General features: G+C 70.6%; 20 protein-coding genes and 2 pseudogenes. 6 read left to right on the forward strand and 16 right to left on the reverse strand.

Going from position 1 to position 19,023, the window contains the following annotated elements:
* Positions 1-11: 11 nt before the first annotated feature.
* Positions 12-955, forward strand: a pseudogene (locus Pflav_RS09590) (AraC family transcriptional regulator).
* A 189-nt stretch (positions 956-1,144) separates the two neighbouring features.
* On the opposite strand, the gene Pflav_RS09595 reads toward Pflav_RS09590, so the two are convergent.
* The 13 genes from Pflav_RS09595 to Pflav_RS09650 all read right to left on the reverse strand — a co-directional run bounded on the left by Pflav_RS09595 (position 1,145) and on the right by Pflav_RS09650 (position 13,325).
* Positions 1,145-1,513 (reverse strand): hypothetical protein, encoded by a 369-nt coding sequence (locus Pflav_RS09595; RefSeq protein WP_173035484.1) that lies wholly within the window; start codon positions 1,511-1,513, stop codon positions 1,145-1,147.
* 444 nt (positions 1,514-1,957) lie between these two features.
* Positions 1,958-2,998 carry a hypothetical protein gene (locus Pflav_RS09600; protein ID WP_173035486.1) on the reverse strand — a complete coding sequence of 347 codons (1,041 nt, stop codon included), beginning with the start codon at positions 2,996-2,998 and terminating at the stop codon, positions 1,958-1,960.
* A gap of 241 nt (positions 2,999-3,239) precedes the next feature.
* Positions 3,240-3,488 carry a hypothetical protein gene (locus Pflav_RS09605; RefSeq protein WP_173035488.1) on the reverse strand — a complete coding sequence of 83 codons (249 nt, stop codon included), beginning with the start codon at positions 3,486-3,488 and terminating at the stop codon, positions 3,240-3,242.
* The gene (locus Pflav_RS09610; RefSeq protein ID WP_173035490.1) at positions 3,485-3,889 is read right to left on the reverse strand and encodes a hypothetical protein; all 405 of its coding nucleotides are present in this window, start codon (positions 3,887-3,889) and stop codon (positions 3,485-3,487) included. Before Pflav_RS09610 ends, Pflav_RS09605 begins: the two co-directional genes overlap by 4 nt.
* Positions 3,890-3,979: 90 nt before the next feature.
* Positions 3,980-4,765: an ABC transporter permease gene (locus Pflav_RS09615; protein ID WP_173035491.1), complete on the reverse strand. Its 786-nt coding sequence runs from the start codon at positions 4,763-4,765 to the stop codon at positions 3,980-3,982.
* Positions 4,762-5,709: an ATP-binding cassette domain-containing protein gene (locus tag Pflav_RS09620; RefSeq protein ID WP_173035493.1), complete on the reverse strand. Its 948-nt coding sequence runs from the start codon at positions 5,707-5,709 to the stop codon at positions 4,762-4,764. Before Pflav_RS09620 ends, Pflav_RS09615 begins: the two co-directional genes overlap by 4 nt.
* A gap of 11 nt (positions 5,710-5,720) precedes the next feature.
* The gene (locus Pflav_RS43445; RefSeq protein ID WP_197938252.1) at positions 5,721-6,047 is read right to left on the reverse strand and encodes an EXLDI protein; all 327 of its coding nucleotides are present in this window, start codon (positions 6,045-6,047) and stop codon (positions 5,721-5,723) included.
* Positions 5,951-6,265 (reverse strand): hypothetical protein, encoded by a 315-nt coding sequence (locus Pflav_RS43450; RefSeq protein WP_197938254.1) that lies wholly within the window; start codon positions 6,263-6,265, stop codon positions 5,951-5,953. Before Pflav_RS43450 ends, Pflav_RS43445 begins: the two co-directional genes overlap by 97 nt.
* An 89-nt stretch (positions 6,266-6,354) precedes the next feature.
* The gene (locus tag Pflav_RS09630; RefSeq protein ID WP_232071175.1) at positions 6,355-8,115 is read right to left on the reverse strand and encodes an alkaline phosphatase family protein; all 1,761 of its coding nucleotides are present in this window, start codon (positions 8,113-8,115) and stop codon (positions 6,355-6,357) included.
* 209 nt (positions 8,116-8,324) lie between these two features.
* Complete coding sequence (locus tag Pflav_RS09635) at positions 8,325-10,283, reverse strand: DUF2264 domain-containing protein (RefSeq protein ID WP_173035495.1); 1,959 nt, start codon at positions 10,281-10,283, stop codon at positions 8,325-8,327.
* On the reverse strand, positions 10,280-11,131 hold the full coding sequence (locus tag Pflav_RS09640) for a carbohydrate ABC transporter permease (RefSeq protein WP_173035497.1): 852 nt from the start codon (positions 11,129-11,131) through the stop codon (positions 10,280-10,282). Before Pflav_RS09640 ends, Pflav_RS09635 begins: the two co-directional genes overlap by 4 nt.
* Positions 11,128-12,006: a carbohydrate ABC transporter permease gene (locus tag Pflav_RS09645; protein WP_232071177.1), complete on the reverse strand. Its 879-nt coding sequence runs from the start codon at positions 12,004-12,006 to the stop codon at positions 11,128-11,130. The genes Pflav_RS09640 and Pflav_RS09645 overlap by 4 nt, the downstream gene beginning before the upstream one ends.
* Positions 12,003-13,325 carry an ABC transporter substrate-binding protein gene (locus Pflav_RS09650; protein ID WP_232071179.1) on the reverse strand — a complete coding sequence of 441 codons (1,323 nt, stop codon included), beginning with the start codon at positions 13,323-13,325 and terminating at the stop codon, positions 12,003-12,005. The genes Pflav_RS09645 and Pflav_RS09650 overlap by 4 nt, the downstream gene beginning before the upstream one ends.
* A gap of 84 nt (positions 13,326-13,409) precedes the next feature.
* On the opposite strand from Pflav_RS09650, the gene Pflav_RS09655 reads away from it, so the two are divergent.
* Positions 13,410-14,441: a LacI family DNA-binding transcriptional regulator gene (locus Pflav_RS09655; RefSeq protein ID WP_173035500.1), complete on the forward strand. Its 1,032-nt coding sequence runs from the start codon at positions 13,410-13,412 to the stop codon at positions 14,439-14,441.
* Between the two features lie 8 nt (positions 14,442-14,449).
* On the opposite strand, the gene Pflav_RS09660 is transcribed toward Pflav_RS09655, so the two are convergent.
* Complete coding sequence (locus Pflav_RS09660; protein WP_173035502.1) at positions 14,450-14,653, reverse strand: DUF397 domain-containing protein; 204 nt, start codon at positions 14,651-14,653, stop codon at positions 14,450-14,452.
* Between the two features lie 213 nt (positions 14,654-14,866).
* Here Pflav_RS09660 and Pflav_RS09665 point away from each other — a divergent pair, with 213 nt between their 5' ends.
* Positions 14,867-15,589, forward strand: coding sequence for a DUF6082 family protein (locus Pflav_RS09665; RefSeq protein ID WP_173035504.1), 723 nt, complete (start codon positions 14,867-14,869; stop codon positions 15,587-15,589).
* Here Pflav_RS09665 and Pflav_RS09670 read toward each other — a convergent pair.
* Complete coding sequence (locus Pflav_RS09670) at positions 15,586-16,047, reverse strand: hypothetical protein (RefSeq protein WP_173035506.1); 462 nt, start codon at positions 16,045-16,047, stop codon at positions 15,586-15,588. The two genes, Pflav_RS09665 and Pflav_RS09670, sit on opposite strands and share 4 nt — an antisense overlap.
* A gap of 63 nt (positions 16,048-16,110) precedes the next feature.
* On the opposite strand from Pflav_RS09670, the gene Pflav_RS09675 reads away from it, so the two are divergent.
* Positions 16,111-16,914: a class I SAM-dependent methyltransferase gene (locus Pflav_RS09675; RefSeq protein ID WP_173035508.1), complete on the forward strand. Its 804-nt coding sequence runs from the start codon at positions 16,111-16,113 to the stop codon at positions 16,912-16,914.
* A gap of 80 nt (positions 16,915-16,994) precedes the next feature.
* Positions 16,995-17,366, forward strand: a complete 372-nt coding sequence (locus Pflav_RS09680) for a VOC family protein (protein ID WP_173035510.1) — start codon at positions 16,995-16,997, stop codon at positions 17,364-17,366.
* Between the two features lie 3 nt (positions 17,367-17,369).
* On the opposite strand, the pseudogene Pflav_RS09685 reads toward Pflav_RS09680, so the two are convergent.
* Positions 17,370-17,971: pseudogene (locus tag Pflav_RS09685) on the reverse strand (helix-turn-helix domain-containing protein).
* Positions 17,972-18,049: 78 nt separating this feature from the next.
* Between Pflav_RS09685 and Pflav_RS09690 the strand changes: the two are divergent.
* The gene (locus Pflav_RS09690) at positions 18,050-19,012 is read left to right on the forward strand and encodes an NAD(P)/FAD-dependent oxidoreductase (RefSeq protein ID WP_377309229.1); all 963 of its coding nucleotides are present in this window, start codon (positions 18,050-18,052) and stop codon (positions 19,010-19,012) included.
* Positions 19,013-19,023: the final 11 nt, after the last annotated feature.

Consider the following 19,023-nt stretch of genomic DNA (forward strand, 5'->3'; position numbering starts at 1 on the left):
ACGATGGGTGGGTGGATGCGCTCGCCGGCCTGCTCGACGGACCGCGCGCCCGCGAGGCGTTCCTGCTTCGCGTGGTGCTCGACCCGCCGTGGTCGATCCGCGTGCAGGACCGCGCCGCGCTGGCCCTGGTGGCTGTCGCGCGGGGCAGCGCGTGGCTGATCACCGACGGCGGCGAGCCGATCGAGGTGCGGGCCGGCGACATCGTGGTGACCCGCGGCCCGAGCCGTATACGGTGGCCGACCACCCCGCGACGCCGCCGCAGGTGATCATCCATCCGGACGATCGGTGCACGACGCTGTACGGCGAGGACCTGAGCGTCGCCATGGACCGCGGCGTGCGCACGTGGGGCAATACCGACGACGGCGCGTCCGTGATGCTTGTCGGCACCTACCAGAGCGCCGGCGAGATCAGCGACCGGCTGCTGCGGGCGCTCCCACCGGTACTCGTGCTGGCCCGCGACGAGTGGGACAGCCCGCTCGTGCCGCTGCTCGCCAGTGAGATCACCAAGGATGAGCAGGGCCAGTCGGCCGTCCTCGACCGGCTGCTCGACCTGCTGCTGATCGCGGTGCTGCGGGCCTGGTTCGCGCGGGCCGAGTCGACGCCGGGGTGGTTCCGCGCGCAGGCCGACCCGGTGGTCGGGCGGGCGCTGCGCATGCTCCAGAACCATCCGTCCCATCCCTGGACGGTCGCCAGCCTCGCGGGGCGTCTCGGCGTCTCGCGGGCCGCGCTGGCCCGGCGCTTCAACGAGCTGGTCGGCGAGCCGCCGATGGCCTACCTGACGTCGTGGCGCCTCGCCCTCGCCGCCGACCTGCTGCGCGAGCCGGACGCGACGCTCGGCGCGGTGGCGCGGCAGGTGGGATATGGGAGCCCGTTCGCGCTGAGTGCGGCGTTCAAGAGGGTGCGCGGCGTGAGCCCGCAGGAGTTCCGCGCGGCGGCCCAGCCCGTCGCGAGCTGAGCCGCCGCTCACGTCCCTGACCGGCCGCTCAGGCGCCTGAGTCGCCGCTCAGCGTGACGGACCGGAGGCGCAACGTCTGAGTCGTCGCTCAGGGACGTCTGGCCGGACAAGCGACGTCTGAGTCGCCGCTCAGACACGCCTGACCGGCCGCTCAGGAGAGCCGAAAGCTGAGCGGCCGGTCAGGAGAGGTCACTGCCCCTCCCACACCGCCTTGGCGCCCGAGTCGCCGGTGCGGACGACGTAGTAGATCGCGATCGCGGCAGCAACCACCGACAGCACGGTCAGCGCGATCGACATCACCCGCGTGCCACCCGGACCACCCGCGGTGCGGGCCGCGACGGCGGACGGGCCGACGAAGTACACAAGCGCGAGCGTCACGACGCCCAACGCGATCGCGGCCCACATCGTGTTCGTGCCGAAGTCCTGGTGCTGCTCGATGACCGGGATGAAGCCCTCCGTCACCCGGTTCCGCTCCCGCATCCGCTCGAAGAAGGCGTCGCCGGAAAGCTTCGCCAGCAGCGCCGAGATCGGGCCGATGACCGCGAGAGCGGCCAGCACGAGCCGGAGGTGGGGCGCAGGATCGGCAGGAACGCGTACCCCACGGCGGCCAGCGCCAGCAGCGGCACGAACACCACGGCCGCGTGGATCAGCAGGGGATGGGCGGGAATCCCCATGAATTCCTCGAACAAGGGTGCCTCCTCGACAGTGGGCTGCGCGCTAGCGTACGGGTACCACGTGCCGGGGGCGCGAGTGGTTCAATCCTCAACCAAGACGTGACCAAAATGGACGGAACGGGTCGAGCGGGCCGTGACACTCCTCAGCCGGGATGTCTCGGGCGCGGTAGCTCTGTTCCCAGGCCGCCTCTCGCCGCCCAACACCGCGCCGCATAGTGACGCCGCGTAGCCGTGGGACCGAAGGGGCCTCCGCTTGGCGGTGGCTCGAAATGGGTGCGGCCGGGCGCACGCCCGGCCGCACCGTCAGTGCCAGTCGATCGGGCTCAGGTCAGTCGACCACGCGCGGCGCGGTCTTCGCCGCGGCGCTCAGGGCGGCGGCCGCACCGCTGTACGGGTTGTAGGTGTACGTGCGGGACACGCCACCCGGGATCGTGAAGTACTCGGCGGAGAGCTTGGCGGGGTTGGTCGCGATCTCGCCACGGCCGGGCAGGTCGTCGCCGTCGTCCCAGCCCCACGGGGCGTTGGCCGAGTTGGTGCCGCAGCCGAACGTGCCCGAGCCGCAACCGCCCGACGTGTCGCCCGCGAACGTGCCCAGGTTGGCGAAGAGGTTCGTGTTGTTGCGCTCGGCCCACAGGCCGCCCGCGGCGAAGATGTCGATGAGCTGGTAGCGCACGTCGCGGTCGTCACCGTTGCTCGGGGTCTCGCCGACCGTCGACGGGTAGTAGACGATGCCGTCGCCGTTGATGGCGTACTGCGGGTGGGCCTTGAGGCCGTGGCCCTTCGCCTCCTGCGCGGTCACCGGGTGGGAGAAGGAGTCGTGCGGCGACGTGGCGAAGTTGAGGGTCCCGTCAACGTTCTCCTGGCCGCCGGTCCAGCTGCTGCCGGACGGCGTGTACGAGTAGAAGTTGGTGTGCGCCACGGACACCGCGCCGCGCAGCACGCCGTACTCCGAGCCGTCCCGCTCGATGGCGAACATGACGCCCTCGCCGTCGTTCTCGTGCTCGGTCTCGAAGAACGGGTGGTCGACCCAGTCGCGCGGGTGGAAGAAGAGGTACGTGATGTACCAGTGGGTGCTGGTCTCGGCGACCGAGTAGTACGCGGCGGCGGCCATCGACGTGCCCGACTGGCCGGCACGGTCCCAGTTGTTGCGGCCGTTGAGGTCGCCGTCAAAGTCGACGCGGGTGATGTAGTCGGCGCGGCCACCCAGGGCATGGCTGCCCGTGGCGTCCACGTCCTGGTGGTGGATCGGCGCCCAGCGCAGTGCGAGCTGGGCCCGGCTGGGCGCGGCGGCGGCCGGCGACGGCACCGCGAGCCCCGCGGCCACGAGCGCCGCGGTGGCAACGGCCGCCACTGTGGACCTGTTGAACATGGTTCCTCCCCACAAACCGATGGATCGATCGTGAGGAATCTTCGTGGCGGCCGGCGCCGGGGATATGACCGATTGGCGAAGGCCAGATAGATGTGGGTCGAAGGAGTATGTGCGGCATCAGCGCTGGAACGGCACGTTCGCGCCCGCGACCGGTCCGGCAGCGCAGCGTCCGCGCCGGAGCGGCGCCTTCGCGCTGCGACCGGTCCAGCCCGAGGCAGCGACCGGTCCGGCCATGCGGGCGTCAGCGTCCGAGCGGCACCTTCACGCCGCGACCGCTTCGGAGGTCGAGAGCCCGCCGCTCCTCGTGCCATCCGTCGACGTCGTCCTCGAGCGTCCAGTCCGGTGTCAGCAGGACGGGCCGGCCGCGGGGTACGCGGACCACCATGATCATCGAGTTGACAGTCTTGCCGTTGCTCGGGTCGAGGAGCGGGACGACGTCGTACTCCAGACGTGGCCGGCCGGGGATGACGACGGTGAAGTCCCAGGTCACGTCGACCGGCCCGCGACCGACGCCTTTCCCGGGGCGAGCGTCACCAGGGCCATGACCCACTCGTGGCGGTCGTCCGGCGGCCAGACGCCGTCGAACTCGGCCTCCCACCGGATGTCGTCCGCCTTCTCCTTGGAGATCTGCCCGACCGTGGCGACGGCGTCCACGCGGATCACGTGGGACTCACCCATCAGCCGCCCGGTCGCCGGGTCCACCGCCGTGACGGGGACACCGGCGAACTCGGCGAACCGGTCCCGGTCGGCACCGAAGCAGCATGTGTTGAGGTCGACCGGCTTGTACTCGAGGGCGTCGTCAACTACGTACGAGCAGGGGCCGATGCAGCCCATCAACGCCAAGGCCACGACGGCCCCGACCACCAACCGCAACCACCGCACGCGATCCATACGAGCCTCCCCGCGGACAAGTATGGAAAGCCGGCGCCAGCCGGCCTGCCGACGCCGAGCGGCGTGACCGCCGCCGGCGCCAACCCCGCGCTAGCGCTCCTTGTTGTAGAGCTGCTTGGCCCACACGAAGCAGACCACCGTGATGGCCACGCTCCAGGCGACCGCGAGCCACGCGCTGTTGCCGATTTCGGTACCGAGCAGCAGCCCGCGGAGCGTCTCGATGACCGGCGTGAACGGCTGGTACTCGGCGAACCACCGCAGCGCCGCGGGCATCGAGTCGGTCGGGACGAAGCCGCTGCCCAGGAACGGCAGGAGCAGCAACGGCATGGGCAGGTTGCTGGCGCTCTCCACGCTCTTCGTGACCAGGCCGAGCGCGACGGAGAGCCACACGACCGCGTACGTGACCATCATGAGCACCCCGGCCGCGGCGAGCCACTCGATCGGGGTCGCGTTTGGGCGGAAGCCGATCGCGAGCGCGATGCCGATGATGACCACGAGGCTGAGCAGCGACTGCACCATGCTGCCGAGCACGTGGCCGGTGAGCACCGACGGCCGGTAGATCGCCATCGTGCGGAAGCGGTCGATGATCCCCTCGGTCATGTCCATCGCGACCGTGATGGCGGTGCCCTGCGCGGCGCCGGCGACGGTCATCAGGAGGATGCCGGGCACGACGTAGTTCGCGTACGCCGAGCGGCCACCCGTGGGACCGCCGAGTCCGTTGCCGAGCGTGCCGCCGAAGACGTACACGAACAGCAGCAGGAAGACCACCGGCAGGAAGACCACCATAAACGTGAGCACGGGGTACCGCCGCATGTGGAGCAGGCTGCGTCGGAACATGATGGTGGAGTCAGTTAGCGCGTAGCTCATGGTGCTCATGCCACGGTCTCCCGCTCTCGGTCTTCCTTGCCGGTCAGTGCCAGGAACACGTCGTCCAGGTCGGGCAGGTGCACGGAGAGGGTGTCGACCTCCACCGCGGCGCGGTCGAGGCGGTCGAGCAGCGCGCGCAGCGACCGCACGCCGGTGTCGCCGGGCACCTGGAGGGTGAGCGCCTCCGCGTCGGGGCTGGCCCCGTCGAGGATTGCCGCGGCGGCGGCGAGCGCCCGCGCGTCGGGAAACTGGAGGCGGATGTGGCCGCCCGGCACCCGCCGCTTGAGCTCGTGCGGCGTGCCCTCGGCGATCACCCGCCCGTGGTCGAGCACCGCGACACGGTCGGCGAGGTGGTCGGCCTCCTCCAGGTACTGCGTGGTGAGGAAGATGGTGACGCCGTCGGCGACCAGGTCGCGGATGATCTGCCACATGTTGCGGCGGCTGCGCGGGTCGAGGCCGGTGGTCGGCTCGTCGAGGAAGATGATCCGCGGGTCGCCCATCAGCGTCATGGCCAGGTCGAGTCGGCGGCGCATGCCACCGGAGTACACCTGGACGGGCTTGCCACCCGCCTCGACGAGGTCGAAGTCGGCGAGCAGCCGCTCGGCGCGCCCCCGCACCTCGCGCCGGCCGAGATGGTGCAGGTCGCCCATCAGGTGCAGGTTTTCCACACCGGTCAGCAGGTTGTCCACAGCCGAGAACTGGCCGGTCACGCCGATCATCGCGCGTACCGCGTCGGGGTGGGCCGTGACGTCGTGGCCACCGACCCGCGCGGTACCGGCATCGAGTCTGAGCAATGTGGACAGTACCCGGACGATGGTTGTCTTGCCGGCCCCGTTGGGGCCGAGCAGCGCGTAGACGGTGGCGGGGGCGACGCGGAGGTCGACCCCGTCGAGCACGAGCTTGTCGCCGAACGACTTGCGCAGCCCGGCGGTCTCGATGGCGGGTTGGTTCATGGCAGCAGCTCCTACCCGCCGAGCCGCCGGCGGGGGTCAGATGTCGAGGTCTTCGATGACGGGCTGGTCGGCCATGTCGGCGACCATCTCGTAGAGCTCCGGGGGAGCAGGTCGCGCAGCTCCTCGAGGGTGCCGGCGATATGCAGGATCGACTCTGGTGCGGTGACGCCCCAGGCCTGGTCGCTGCTCCAGTTGCCCACCCAGGCGCGCCAGCCGGTGGTCCACTTCTCGCTGTCGCTGGTCAGCTGCGCCGAGCGCTCGACGTGGACGACGAACTTGCCGGTCCGGGAGCGGTAGACCCGGAAGATCTCGAACCGCTGGCTCGTGGAACGCCCCACTCGCCGAGCAGCACCCCGGAGAAGCGCTGCTTGCGGCCCTTACCCGGACCTATCCGCACGATGATCTCGTCGTACCCCTCCTGCCGCCCCTCCTCGATGTCGACGTAGCGGCGCACTGCCGTCGAGATCGCCGCCGACAGGTTGCCCCCCGCCAGCTCCTGCGCCCGGCGGAAGAGCGGCATGTCGTCGTCGGACACGTAGATGGTCTTGTTCGGCATGGCCAGCTTCCTTCTGCTGCTCCGACTATACGTATACGTCTACGTACACACAAGGGCGCGAGGATCTTGTGGAGCTTTGTGGGGTTTTGTCAGCGTGAGTAGGCGGTCAGGAAGCGGTCCCGGAAGGCGTCCATCCGCCACACCGGGCTCTGCGGGCCGGGCTTGATCCCGTCCTGCCATCCCCATGAGGAGATCCGGTCGAGCACGGCCGGGTCGTGGGCGACGATCGATATGGGTACGTCGTGGGAGGCGTCCGCGCCGGTCACGATCCGGGCCGGCTGGTGGTCGCCGAGGACGACCATGACCAGGTTGTCGTCGCCGAACTTTTCCACATACGAGATGAGGGTGTTGAGCGAGTACTCCACAGAGAGGCGGTACTGGGTGCGCACCCGCTCCGGGTCCTTCCACACCTCCTCCGGCGTGTCGCCCACCCGCGCGTCGTTGATGTAGATGGAGCCGTCCCCAACTTGGTCCCAGTCGAGCCACTTCGGCAGCGGTGTCCACGGGCCGTGGCTGGACACCAGCGGCATCACCGTCATCAGCGGCGGATGGCCGGGCTTGGAGTTCTCCATGCGTTCGAACGCGAGCATCGTGTACTGGTCGGGCATTGTCGCCCAGCTGAAGCCGAGGCCGCGGTAGCCGAGGGTGTGCAGGTCGTACACCCGGTCGAAGCCGTAGAAATGCCCCTCCGGCCAGGCCCGCGTGATGCCCGGCATGACGGCCACGGTGTCCCAGCTTGCCTTGGCGAACGCGCTGGTGAGCGTGAGCCGGTCGCTGGAGGTCACGGTCCGGAACCGCTGCTGGTTGTTTATCCACAGGCCGGACAGGAGTGTGGACTGGGCCAGCCAGCTGCCGCCGCCCGAGGTGGGCGAGGTGAGCCAGCCGCTGCGCGAGCCGTACCCGGCGGCGGCGAGCCGCCGGGTGCCCTCGTCGAGCAGCCCGCCCACCTGCGCGAACTCGGGGTCCTCCACCGCGGAACGCCCGTAGCTCTCCACGAACACGAGCATGACGTCCTTGCCGCGCAGCGCACCGAGCAGCTGGTCCGGCGGGGTGTTCCGGAACGCGTCGGCGGCCGCCTCGTCCGCGAACTCCTGCCGGTCCCGCAGGCTGTTCACCACCTGCCGCCCGTGGCTGTACGCGAGCGCGGCCGTGTCCCGCGAGGCGACCGGCGCGCCGGACACGACCTGTACGCCGACCACCGCGCACACGACCCAGGCGGCCGCCAGCGCACCCACCACGCGGGCCGTCGCGGTGCGGTGCATGGCGGCCACAGTGGACAGTCGCAGTACCGAGAAGGCCACGAGGACGGGCACGGCGACCGCGAGCAGAACGGCGCCGATGACCGCGGCGACCGCGCCGGCCTGGCCCACCGAGTCGCGGAGCACGACCAGCCCGTCGTCGAGGAGCACCCAGTCGAGCACGAGGTCGAACGGGCGGTCGAGCACGGAGAGGAAGCCCATGTCGAATATGCGTACGACGGCGAGGACGCCGAGGAACGCACCGGCGACGACCGCCACCACGCGCCGGGCCGTCGCCGGCAGCAGCAGGAGGACCGCGGCGCCGACGAGGGCTTCGAGGGGTATGCGGACGAAGGTGCCGGGACTCAGTAGCTCCAGGTCGTCGGGGGCGACGAGGGCGGCGAGGACCAGGGCGGCGGCGAGGACGGTCAGACCGATCGAGACGCCGCGCCGCCAGGGCCGTCGTCTCCGCTGGTCCGGCGCCGGCGCGGCCTGCTCGTCCGGCACCTGCTCCTCCGGCACCTGCTTGTCTGTCACCTGCTTGTCTGTCACCTGCTCGTCCGGCACCTGTCCAGCTGGTACCGGTACGTCCGGAACCTGTGCTTCCGGCACCTGTTCTCCTGGCACCCCAAAAATCCTTCTGTTTCGCCCGATGCGGAAGATTCGCGCGTTGAGGCAGCCGATGCTACGCCACCACGAAGAACCGCATCCTCGACCGCCTCGAACAACTGATCGAGCCGCGGTCGCGCGGCGCCTGGCGCGCTGAGGACAAGGCGAGGGGCGGGCGTCCCGCGGCGCCCGCCCCTCTAGTCTTCGGCAAGTCAGTCGAGCGGGACCGTGTCCACCTCGCCGCCCGGCCAACGGACCGTCACCGTGCCGTCCGTGACCGCCACCTCGACCGCCGTCGCGAGGTCGGCTGCCACCTGCGGGTCGGCGCCGGTCAGCACCACGGCCGCCGCGAGCACCTCGCCCTCCGCGACGGCGTCCCGGGTACGGGCCCACGGCACCGCCGAGCGGGGGCCGAGCGGGTTGGCCCCGTCGCCCTCGCTCACGCCGATGTCGTCGAAGCCGCGCAGCGCGTACAGCGCACCGGTGAGCCGGGCCGACGACGCCCGGGCCCAGCCCTCCCCGGCCGCCACCGCCACCCGCTCGCCGGCGACCGCCCAGCCGCCCAGGTGCAGCCGCCACGGGCCGGGGTCGGCCGGCCAGTGCGCCTCGGGGTCCTCGCCGAGCGACTCCGGCACCCGCGCGCCGTGGACCCGGACGAGCCGGACCTCGACCGGGCCGCGCAGGACGGAAGCGGTGGTGAGCCAAGGGCCGGTGCGGATGCCGTACCAGGTGGCGGCCGGGGCGCCGGCGCCGGACGGGTGCAGCCACATCGGGCGGCAGCGGGACACCGCCCAGTGGGTACCCTGCGCGACCCGCTCGATCCGGCCACGGTGGGACGGGCGGCCGGTGGCGTCGAGGAGGGCGACGTGCGAGTCGAGGGGCTCGCGGTGCGCCCGGTCGGAGAGGTCGGGGGCGGCGTGGGTGGAGTACGCGTGCCGCTTGTAGAACGGGTCGTCCACCTCGGCGTGCCGGTCCCACAGGTGGTCGCTGCCGTGGTTGGCGACCCGCACAATCCCGTCGTCCACCGTGGACGAGACCACCCAGCCCGGCGCGCGCAGGGAGACGACCGCGTCGCCCCGCTCCACCGGCAGCGGCTGCTCCGGCTCGGTCCACACCGGGTCGTCCGGCGGCAGCAGCAGGCCGGCGAAGGCCTTGCTGGCCCAGTACGGCGAGCCGGGTCCACTGTAGAGCTGCCGGATCCGGGGGAAGGGGCCGTGCCACCCGATCGAGAGCAGCCCGCGCGCGTCCACCGCACCGCCGTCGACGAAGTGCCGCAGCACCGTACCCGCCAGCCGTCGCGTCTCGCCCGGTAGCAGGGGAGTGGCGCCGGCCAGCGCGCCGGTCCAGAAGGGGGCGAGCATCGCGAAGCGGTACGTCAGCGAGCGCCCCTGGAAGAGCGGGGCACCATCGGTCGCGACAAGGTGCCGCGCGTCGCCGAGGAACGTGGTGAGCCGCTCCAGCCACACCGGGTCGGGGCGCTCGCCGAGGATCCGCGAATACCACAGTGGATAGAACTGCATCGCCCAGCCGCAGTAGTAGTCGAAGTTCTGGCACCTCCCCACGCCGCCGGGGAGGCGGGCGTCGCCGCCCGAGCCACCGTCGGAGTACCAGCCGTCGCCCACGTACCAAGCGTCGTGCTGGCTCAGGTTGCGCTCGATGTCTTCCTTGGACCACGGCCCGCCGACCGTGCGCAGGAACGCCTCGGCGATGTTCTGGAACCAGATCCAGTTGTTGTCGTACCCGCTCGTGCCGAGGAACGCGGCGAGCCAGTCGACGACCCGCGCCTTCACCGGCTCGTCGAGCGCGTCCCACAACCACGGGCGGGTCTCGTGCAGCGCGATCGCCACCGAGGCCGCCTCCACCCGGGCCTGCCGCCGCTCGTGCAGTGTGGGCCAGCGCTCGGGCGACGCGGGGTCGGTACCGGCGGCCAGCCCCTCCGCGTACCACGGGAGGAAGCCGTGCGGGTCGGCGCCGCCCGCACCGGCGATCCGGAACGCGGCGAGCAGGAACGTCCGGGCGTACCCCTCCAAGCCGTCGCTCCACGCGCCGGAGCGGCTGACCGGCCCCGGCAGGTCGACGAGCGCGTGCCGCGGCGACGCGTACGGCCGCACCGCGAGCAGCAGCCGGTCGGCGAGGGACTCCCAGTCGGCCCGCGTGTACCCCACCGTCACTTGACTCCTCCCGCGGTCAACCCGCCGACCAGATAGCGCTGGAACACCAGATACAAGACCACCACAGGGGCGGCACAGACGAGAGCGGCGGCCATCAGCTGCCCGTACACCGGGATCGCCCCACCCTCCTGGGTGGCGCCGAAGACCTGGAGCGCGACGGCGGCCGTGCGCGTGTCCGGGTCGGTCATCACCGAGGCGAAGAGGACGTCGTTCCAGCCGAGCAGAAACGCGAAGATGCCCGACACGACAAGGCCGGGCCAGCTGAGCGGGATGATGATGCGGGTGAGGATGCGCCAGGATGACGCGCCGTCGATGCGGGCGGCCTCGTCGAGCTCGGGCGGAAGGCCGCGCAGGTAGGTCACCATCACCCAGGTGGAGAAGGGCAGCGCGAACGTCAGGTAGGTGAGCCCGAGCGCCCAGCGGGTGCCGATGACCTGTACGCCGATCGCGGCCGAGGCGCTGGCGAAGAGCACGAAGACCGGCAGCAGCATGAGCGTGCCCGGGATGCTCTGCATGGCCAGCAGCGCGCGGAGGATGGCGACTCGGCCGCGGAAGGCGAAGCGCACCAGCACGTACGCGCTGCCGACCGACACGAAGGCCGACGCGGCCGCGACCACGCCGGCGACGAGGAGGCTGTTGAGCAGCCCGGTGCCGAGGTCCACCGTGGACCAGATGCGGCGGTACGCACCGAGGTCCACTGTGGTCGGCAGGTACGCGCCGGACGCGACGTCGAGGTCGGAGCTGACCGATGCGAAGACCATGTACGACACCGGGCCGAGCACGGTGAGCAGCAGCACGACGAGCACCGCCGTCTGTACCGGCCGGGGGAGCAGGCGGGTGTGTCTCATGTCAGCCGCACCGCCCGAAGGTACGCGACGATCGGCACCGCGACCACGGCGAGCGAGAAGACCGCCATCGCCGCGCTGAGGCCGAACTGGAAGTTCTGGAAGCTCTCCACATAGGTCAGCACGGGCAGCACCTCCACGTCCCGCGGGCTGGGCACGCCGAAGAGCACGAACGGCAGCGTGAAGTTGTTGACGCTGTGCAGGAACGTGATGACAAGGCCGAGGGCGATCGGTCCGCGCAGGTACGGGAAGATGAGCCGGCGCAGCTTCACCCACCATCCCGCCCCGTCGATCGCGGCCGCCTCGTGCACCTCCGGGTCGACGGTTTGCAGCCCGGCGAGCGCGAGCAGGTACAGCAGCGGCCACGCGGTCCACGCCTGCACGATGACGAGCGCCCAGAAGCTGCGCGGCCCGTTCAGCCACAGTCCGGCGTCGAGGCCGAGACGGCCGACCGCGGAGTCGGCGACGCCGTCCGGCTGGAGGATGATGCGCCACACCGTACCGACGACGAAGGCCGGCAGCACGTACGGGATCAGCAGCACCGAGCGGACCAGCCCGCGGCCGGCGAACCTGTCGTGCGCGGCGAGAGCGGCGGCCAGGCCGACCGGCAGCGTGATCAGCGTGACGAGGAAGGCGTACGCGGCGCTGACCCAGATGGCGTGCGGCAGGGCGGAGTCGCGTACCGCCTCGACGTAGTTGTCCAACCCGACGAAGGGCGCGTCCAGCCACTGCCGGAACGTGTACTGGTCGAGGTCGAGCAGCGAGATCTGGCCGGCCACCACGAGGGGGACGCCGACCACGAGCACCAGCAGCAGACCGCCGGGCGCCAGCATCCACAGGGGACGCTGGCGCTCGGCGACGCGACGTGTGCGACTCACTTGGCCTTGTCCAGCGCGCCCTGCGCGGTCGACTGGGCCTCCTTGATGAGCCCGTTCAGCTTGGCGTCGTCCACTGTGCCCGAGGAGAGGCCGGGCACCGACTGTACGACGACGTTGACGAGGGCGAGCTGGATCTGGCTCCACGCCCCGGTGAACGGCGTCCCGACCGCCTTCGACGACGACTCCACCATCGCGGCGAGCGCCGGGTCGGCTTGCAGCTCCTTCGCGAACGTGGCGTTGGTGGGCAGCTCGCCGAACGTCTGGTAGTACGTCCGCTGCGAATCCACGTCGGTCAGCATCTTCACGAACGAGAGCGCCAGGTCCTTGTTCTTCGAGTACGAGGCGACGACGAGGTTGTCACCGGACAGGATGCTCGTCGCGCCCTCGCCACCGGACGGCAGCGAGGTGGCGCCGGGCGGGATCGTCGGCATGATGGCGTAGGCGTACTTGCCGGCCACCGACGACTTGTCCAGTGTCACCTTGGACGTCGCCGAGACCATCGGCAGGAACGCCGCCTTGCCCTGCCCGAACGCGGCGATCGCCTGTGCGTTCTTCCACCCGACCGCGGCCGGGTCGACGACCTTGTCGGTGGCGAGCCAGCCGAGGTACGTGCGGTACGCCGCCGCGGTCGTCGGATCGTCGAGCCGTGCCTTGCCGTCACTGACGAGCGGGTTGCCCGCCTGAAGCGACATGGCCCAGATGAACTTCCACGGGTCGAAGCTGTCCGCGTACGCCACGGCCAGGCCGTGCACGTCGCCGGCGGTGAGCTTCTTCGCCTGGTCGCGCAGCCCGTCCCAACTGTCGGCGGGCTTGTCGTAGCCGGCCTTGGCCAGCAGCTCCTTGTTGTACGCCATCACGAACGGCCGGCTCGTGAACGGCACGCCGACCTCGTGCTGCTCGTCCGGCCCCGAGATGCCCAATGTGGACGGCAGGAACTTGTCGCGCCCGCCGAGCTTCGTCCAGTCTTCGGCGGTGAGCTCGACGAACGCCTTGGTCGAGTACGCCGTCGGAGTGAACGTGGTGCCGAGCGCGTAGACGTCCGGTCCCTGACCGGAGAGCACGGACGTCTGGATGCGGGTCAATTCGTCGTTGGGGGTGGCGAAGGTCTCGAACCGCACCGTCGCCCCGGTCTGCTCCTTGAACTTGGCGGAGACATCGTCGAACCACTTGCGCTGCTGCTCCGGATAGATCGTATTGGCCCCGATCAGCACGTCGAGCGTCTTGCCCGCGCCGTCGGTGCCGCCGCCGTCGTCGGAGCCGCAGGCGGTCAACAAGGCCGAGCCGAGAAGGAGCGTTATGGCGCCGCGGATGGCTTTCATATCGGTACTCCTCATTGCGGTGGTGGCGAACGTAACTCCACGGCAATCTCGTGGCAACCGTTTGCCATCATTTGCCATCTGTGGTTGCCTGAGCCCGTGCAGGAACGCACCCGCCCGGTGACCATCAACGACATCGCCGCGGCGACAGGGGTCGCCGCCTCCACCGTCTCGCGTGCGCTCACTAAGCCGGGCCGGGTCAGCGCGGCCACCCGCGAGCGCATCGAGGCCGCCGCCCGCGAGCTCAACTACATCCCGAACACGCAGGCCCGGGCGCTCACCTCCGGGCACACGCAGACCATCGCGGTGCTCGTCTCCGACGTGACCAACCCGTTCTACTTCGGCATCATCCGCGGCACCCACCAGGCGCTGAAGGCGGCCGGGTACGCCCAGCTGCTCATCGACAGCGAAGACTCGGCCGAGGTCGAAACCCAGATGCTGCACCGGATGCGGCAGTCACTGGACGGCGCGATCCTCGCCGCCTCCCGCCTGCCTGAGCGGGCGCTCAGCCTGCTCGCGGCGGAGATCCCGCTGGTCACCATCAACCGCAACGTGCGCGGCGTGCAGAGCGTGATGATCGATACGCCGAACGGCATCGCCCAGGCCGTCGAGCACCTGGCCTCGCTCGGCCACCACGACCTGATCTACGTCTCCGGCCCCGAGCGCTCCTGGCCGAACGAGGCGCGCTGGCGGGCGATGCGCACCGCCGCCGCGAAGCACGGGCTCCAGGTGCGCCGCGTCGGCCCGTTCGCCGGCTCCCGACCCTCCGGCACGGCGGCGGCCGACGCCGTGGTCAACACCCGGGCCACCGCGTGCGTCGTCTTCAACGACCTGCTCGCGATCGGCATGCTGAGCCGGTTGGCCGAGCGGGGTGTCCGGGTGCCCGGCGACCTGAGCATCGTGGGCTGCGACGACATCTTCGGCGCCGACTTCTGCCACCCGCCGCTCACCACGCTCACCGCGCCGATCGGCCAGGCGGGCCGGGTCGCGGTCGCGATGCTGCTCTCCCGGCTCAAGGGCCCGACGCCGCCGGACGCCGTGCGCCGCACGGTCGTCCTACCCACCCACCTCACCGTCCGCGAGTCGACCGGCCCGGCGCCGATACCGGCACCATCCTGAGGGACGGCTCAAAGGGTCCGGTCGAACTCGCCCAGCTTCAGACCCTCGATGAAACCGTGCCAAGATCCGCGAACGAACGACAGCGTTCCCGTGTCGGGTTGCTTTGAGTCGCGGACCTGGACGACGGAGCCGGCGGCCCGTACTTCGACGCACTCGTTACCCATCGCACTGCGCGTGCTCTTGTACCAGGGTGTTTGGATCGTCGTGAACATGGATCATCCCCTCCTTGCCGGGACAGCGGACGTGCCGTTCATCGACCATTTCGTTGATATTGGTTGTTGGGAGTTGCGCATATTAGCCGTTCCGCCTTCGTCATGATTCAGAAAGAGATCAAGGTCTTTTATTTTGAAGAATGTCGCCCGTTGGTGTAACAATGAAAATGCCCTACGTGATTGGTCCAGCTAGCACGGCTGAGGGAGGTTGCTGTGCTGCGCCGTGGAGAAGGTTGGCCGTGGTTGCCGGCGGCATCGGTGATCGCCTTTGGTGTGACATTGTTGGTCTTGATATCCCAAGCGCCCGCACTTCTCGGCTGGCTCGCGGGGAGTCGCGGGGATTGGGATTTCCTCGCCAATGTGGGCGACGCCTATGCTGGAGTCTCGGCGATCTTGTCCAGCCTGGCTTTCTGCGGGGTGGCCGCGTCGCTCCTGCTGCAATGGCGGCAGAATCGCATGACGCAGCTCTACTCCTTCAAGCAGCAGCACCTTGAGCTGACCAAACTCGCCCTTCAAGATCCAAAGTTCCTCTACGTCGACGGCGTCGACCCGACGGTGGACGGCGATGCGACGCTGAAGGTCTACGCGAACCTCATCGTCAGCCACTGGGCCATGGCTTGGGATCTGCGGATGATGTCTGTGCGCACCCTGCGGGGGAACGCGGCACGTCTTTTCAACGATCGGATCTCTCGAGAGTGGTGGGAGGCCTGGCGTTTCTCCTATCTGAGCTCCAGGGGTCGGAAACGCTTCGTGAAGATCCTGGATGAGGAATATCAACGTGTCGTTGGTCCAGATGCCTCGCGCTTGGCTTTTGGTCAGGAGATACGCATTGACCTGCCGTCTCAAAGATCGGCGCGCGCCGCCCAGCCGGAGCAAAACATTAGCGCCGATGCGCTTCCTGCACAAGCGGACAAACTAGGCACCACTGAGGACTAAGCCTCGCGGGTGTACGTGATTGCGAAGTCCACGTTCCATGTCTCGCCGTCGCGGGACATCTCCCACTGGCCGTCGATGGTCCGGCCGTCGTCGCTCGGTGTGCCGGTGAAGCGCTGGTTGAAGTTGGGCGCATCGCGCCACACTGTCCACACCCGACCGTCGAACGTCATCTTGTAGACGCGGTACACGCCGCGCCGGTCGGCGTACAGCATCGTGAACCGCTCCGCCGCGTCGTCCAGGCCGATGAGCGCCGTGGTGGGGAGGGGGTTGTTCTCCCGCCATACGGCTGGCGCCGACTCCGGCAGCGGGTCGGAGTCGGAGAACTGGCGCAGGAACTTGCCGTCCTCCACCCACGCGAACTCGCTCCACCCCGCGCCGAGTCCCGCCACCCTCGGCTGCACGATCCACCGCCCGACCAGCGCGTCGAGCCGGGCCAGAGCTGGATGCCTCTCGTCCATCCGAGCACCGTACCCCGCGAGAAGCCGGCAGACGGCCGCGCCCGCGAGCCTTAAGGTCGGCCGGTGAATGACGCGCTTTATGCCGGCAGCGCCCGGTACTACGCGGCCGGCCGGCTGCCGTACCCCGAGCGGCTCGCCGATGTACTCCGTGACGGGCTGGGACTCGACGGGCGGGGCCGGCTGCTCGACGTGGGGTGCGGGCCCGGCACGCTGACCCGGCTGCTGGCACCGCTTTTCGCCGGCGCGGTCGGCGTGGACGCGGACGGCGACATGATCGCCGAGGCGCGGCGGTCGGGTGTGGACAGTGTGGAGTGGAGGCACCTGCGGGCCGAGGAGCTGCTGGCCGGGCTGGGTACGTTCCGGGTGGCGACGTTCGCACAGTCGTTCCATTGGATGGATCGCCCGCTCGTTGCCCGGCGGGTCCGCGACATGCTCGAGCCCGGCGGCGCCTGGGTACACGTGGACGGGGTCACCGACCGCGGCGCGCCCGGCGACCAACCGCTGCCCCACCCGGAGCCACCTCGCGACGAGATCGACGCGCTGGTGCGGCGGTACCTGGGGCCGGTGCGTAGGGCCGGGACCGGGTTCCTGCCGCAGGGCACGCCGTCCGGCGAGGCGGAGGTGATGCGGGCGGCTGGCTACACCGGCCCGGAGCGGCTGCCGGTTGAGGGCGGCGCCGTGCACGAGCGGTCCGCGGACCAGGTCGTCGCGATGGTCTTCTCGCTCTCCTCGTCGGCGCCGCACCTGTTCGGCGAGCGGGTCGCCGACTTCGAGCGGGACCTGCGCGCGTTGCTGCGCTCGGCGTCCCCGTCGGGCCGGTTCGCCGAGCGCCTGCGAGACACGGTGCTCCTGGTCTGGCGGCCGTAAGCGCCAACTTGACGGCCGTCGCAACCTCAGCTCAGGCGGCCGGAAGCAGGCAACCTGACGAGCGTTGTAGGTTCAAAAACATGGGACAGCCGGTTGTGCATTTCGAGATCATCGGGAATGACCCCGAGGGGCTCCGCGGCTACTACGGCGACCTCTTCGGGTGGGAGTTCGACACGAGCGGCCCGGTCGCCGCGTCGGTCTCCGAGGACGGGCGGTACGGGTTCACCCAGCCGGAGAGCGGGATCCCGGGCGGCGTCGGCGGTGGCGCCGGTCACCAGCGGCAGACCGTCTTCTACGTTGGCGTGCCGGACGTGGAGGCGGCGCTGCGCAAGGCGGAGAGCTTGGGCGGTAAGCGGGTGATGGGGCCGGAGCGCCCGCCGGGCCGCGACCTGGTGGTCGCGCACTTCACCGACCCGGAGGGCAACCTGGTCGGCCTCGCCGGCCCGGCCTGACGGTCAGGAGCTCGCCGCATCGGCGCGGCGGGTGCGGGTGGTGCCGACCCGCAGGTGGGCGCGCTCGCCCTGCGGGCCGAACAGGCTCAGCACCTCGACCGGCTCGTCGCCGAGCGCGCCGAACCAGTGCGGTACCCGCGTGTCGAACTCGGCCGCCTCGCCCGGCTCCAGCACCAGGTCCTGGTCGCCGAGCAGGACCCGGAGCCGTCCATTGAGGACGTACATCCACTCGTAGCCCTCGTGTGTCTTGGGCTCTGGCTTGGACCGGCCGCTTCCGAAGATCAGCTTGTACGCCTGCACGCCGCCGGCCCGGCGGGTCAGCGGCACCATCGTCATGCCGTTGCGGCGGATCGGGCGCATGTGCACGCGGGGGTCGCCGGTGGGTGGCGCGCCGACGAGCTCGTCGATCTGCACACCGTGCGCGCGGGCCAGGGGCAGCAGCAGCTCGAGGGTGGGGCGGCGCTGGCCGGACTCCAGCCGGGAGAGCGTGGAGACCGAGATGCCTGTCGCGGTGGAGAGGTCGGTCAGCGTGGTGCGGCGCCGCTGGCGCAGCTCCCGCAGCCGGGGCCGACCGCGGCCAGTACCCCCTCAAGGTCGCCTTCCACCCGGCCAGTTTGCCATAACGGCAAGAACCTTTGCCGCCGAACGGGCACGGGGCCACTGTCGAGCGCATGGAAAAGCGCATGGAACAGTTCGACGTGATCGTGATCGGTGGTGGCGCCGCGGGGCTGAGCGGCGCCCTGACCCTGGCCCGCGCCCGGCGCGCGGTAGCCGTCGTGGACGCGGGGGAGCCGCGCAACGCGCCCGCCGCCGGCGTGCACAACTACCTCACCCGGGACGGGATGAGCCCGGCCGCGCTGGTCGCGCAGGGGCGGGCCGAGGTGACCCGGTACGGCGGCACCATTCTCGACGGCGTGGTGCGCGGCGCCCGCCGTACCAGCGATGGTTTCGAGATCGACCTCGACGGCGGTGGCCGGCTCGCGGGCCGGCGGCTGCTGGTGGCCAGCGGGCTCGTGGACGAGCTGCCCGACGTGGCCGGGCTGCGCGAGCGGTGGGGGCGGGACGTGGTGCACTGCCCGTACTGCCACGGCTGGGAGGTCCGGGACAAGGCCATCGGCGTGCTCGGCAGTGGTGCGGTGGCGGCCGACCGGGCGCTGCTCTTCCGCCAGTGGTCGCCAGACGTGGTGCTCTTCACCCACACCGCGGCGCCGCTGACGCCGGAGCAGGCCGAGCGGTTGGCGGCCCGGGGCGTGCGGGTGGTCGAGGGCGAGGTGGTGGCCGTCGAGGTGGACGGCGACCGGGTCGCCGGGCTGCGCCTGGCGGGCGGCGAGGTCGTGGCCCGCGAGGTGGTCGCGGTGACGTCCCGGATGGTCGCCTCCTCGCCGGTGCTGGCCGACCTGGGGCTGAAGCCGGTGGAGCACCCGATGGGCGCCGGCATGGCGTACCCGGCCGGGCCGACCGGGCAGACCGACGTGCCCGGTGTCTGGGTCGCCGGCAACGTCACCGACCTGATGGCCCAGGTCATCTCGGCGGCGGCGCAGGGCGTGATGGCGGGCGCGGCGATCAACCACGACCTGGTCGACGAGGACGCGGACCGCGCGGTGGCAGCGCAACTATCTGGAAACCACGCCAAAACAATCCCTTGACATTGGGGAGC

The organism is Phytohabitans flavus, assembly GCF_011764545.1.
GTDB classification, from domain to species: Bacteria; Actinomycetota; Actinomycetes; order Mycobacteriales; family Micromonosporaceae; genus Phytohabitans; species Phytohabitans flavus.

Bases quoted from the DNA above. Each gene is read 5' to 3' on its own strand.
- Pflav_RS09670 (WP_173035506.1), bottom strand. From the start codon at position 16,047: ATGGACGAGAGGCATCCAGCTCTGGCCCGGCTCGACGCGCTGGTCGGG.
- Pflav_RS43450 (WP_197938254.1), bottom strand. From the start codon at position 6,265: ATGCCGAACAAGACCATCTACGTGTCCGACGACGACATGCCGCTCTTC.
- Pflav_RS09620 (WP_173035493.1), bottom strand. From the start codon at position 5,709: ATGAACCAACCCGCCATCGAGACCGCCGGGCTGCGCAAGTCGTTCGGC.
- Pflav_RS09610 (WP_173035490.1), bottom strand. From the start codon at position 3,889: ATGGATCGCGTGCGGTGGTTGCGGTTGGTGGTCGGGGCCGTCGTGGCC.
- Pflav_RS09650 (WP_232071179.1), bottom strand. From the start codon at position 13,325: ATGAAAGCCATCCGCGGCGCCATAACGCTCCTTCTCGGCTCGGCCTTG.
- Pflav_RS09600 (WP_173035486.1), bottom strand. From the start codon at position 2,998: ATGTTCAACAGGTCCACAGTGGCGGCCGTTGCCACCGCGGCGCTCGTG.
- Pflav_RS09690 (WP_377309229.1), top strand. From the start codon at position 18,050: ATGGAACAGTTCGACGTGATCGTGATCGGTGGTGGCGCCGCGGGGCTG.
- Pflav_RS09615 (WP_173035491.1), bottom strand. From the start codon at position 4,765: ATGAGCACCATGAGCTACGCGCTAACTGACTCCACCATCATGTTCCGA.
- Pflav_RS09680 (WP_173035510.1), top strand. From the start codon at position 16,995: ATGGGACAGCCGGTTGTGCATTTCGAGATCATCGGGAATGACCCCGAG.
- Pflav_RS09660 (WP_173035502.1), bottom strand. From the start codon at position 14,653: ATGTTCACGACGATCCAAACACCCTGGTACAAGAGCACGCGCAGTGCG.
- Pflav_RS09640 (WP_173035497.1), bottom strand. From the start codon at position 11,131: ATGAGACACACCCGCCTGCTCCCCCGGCCGGTACAGACGGCGGTGCTC.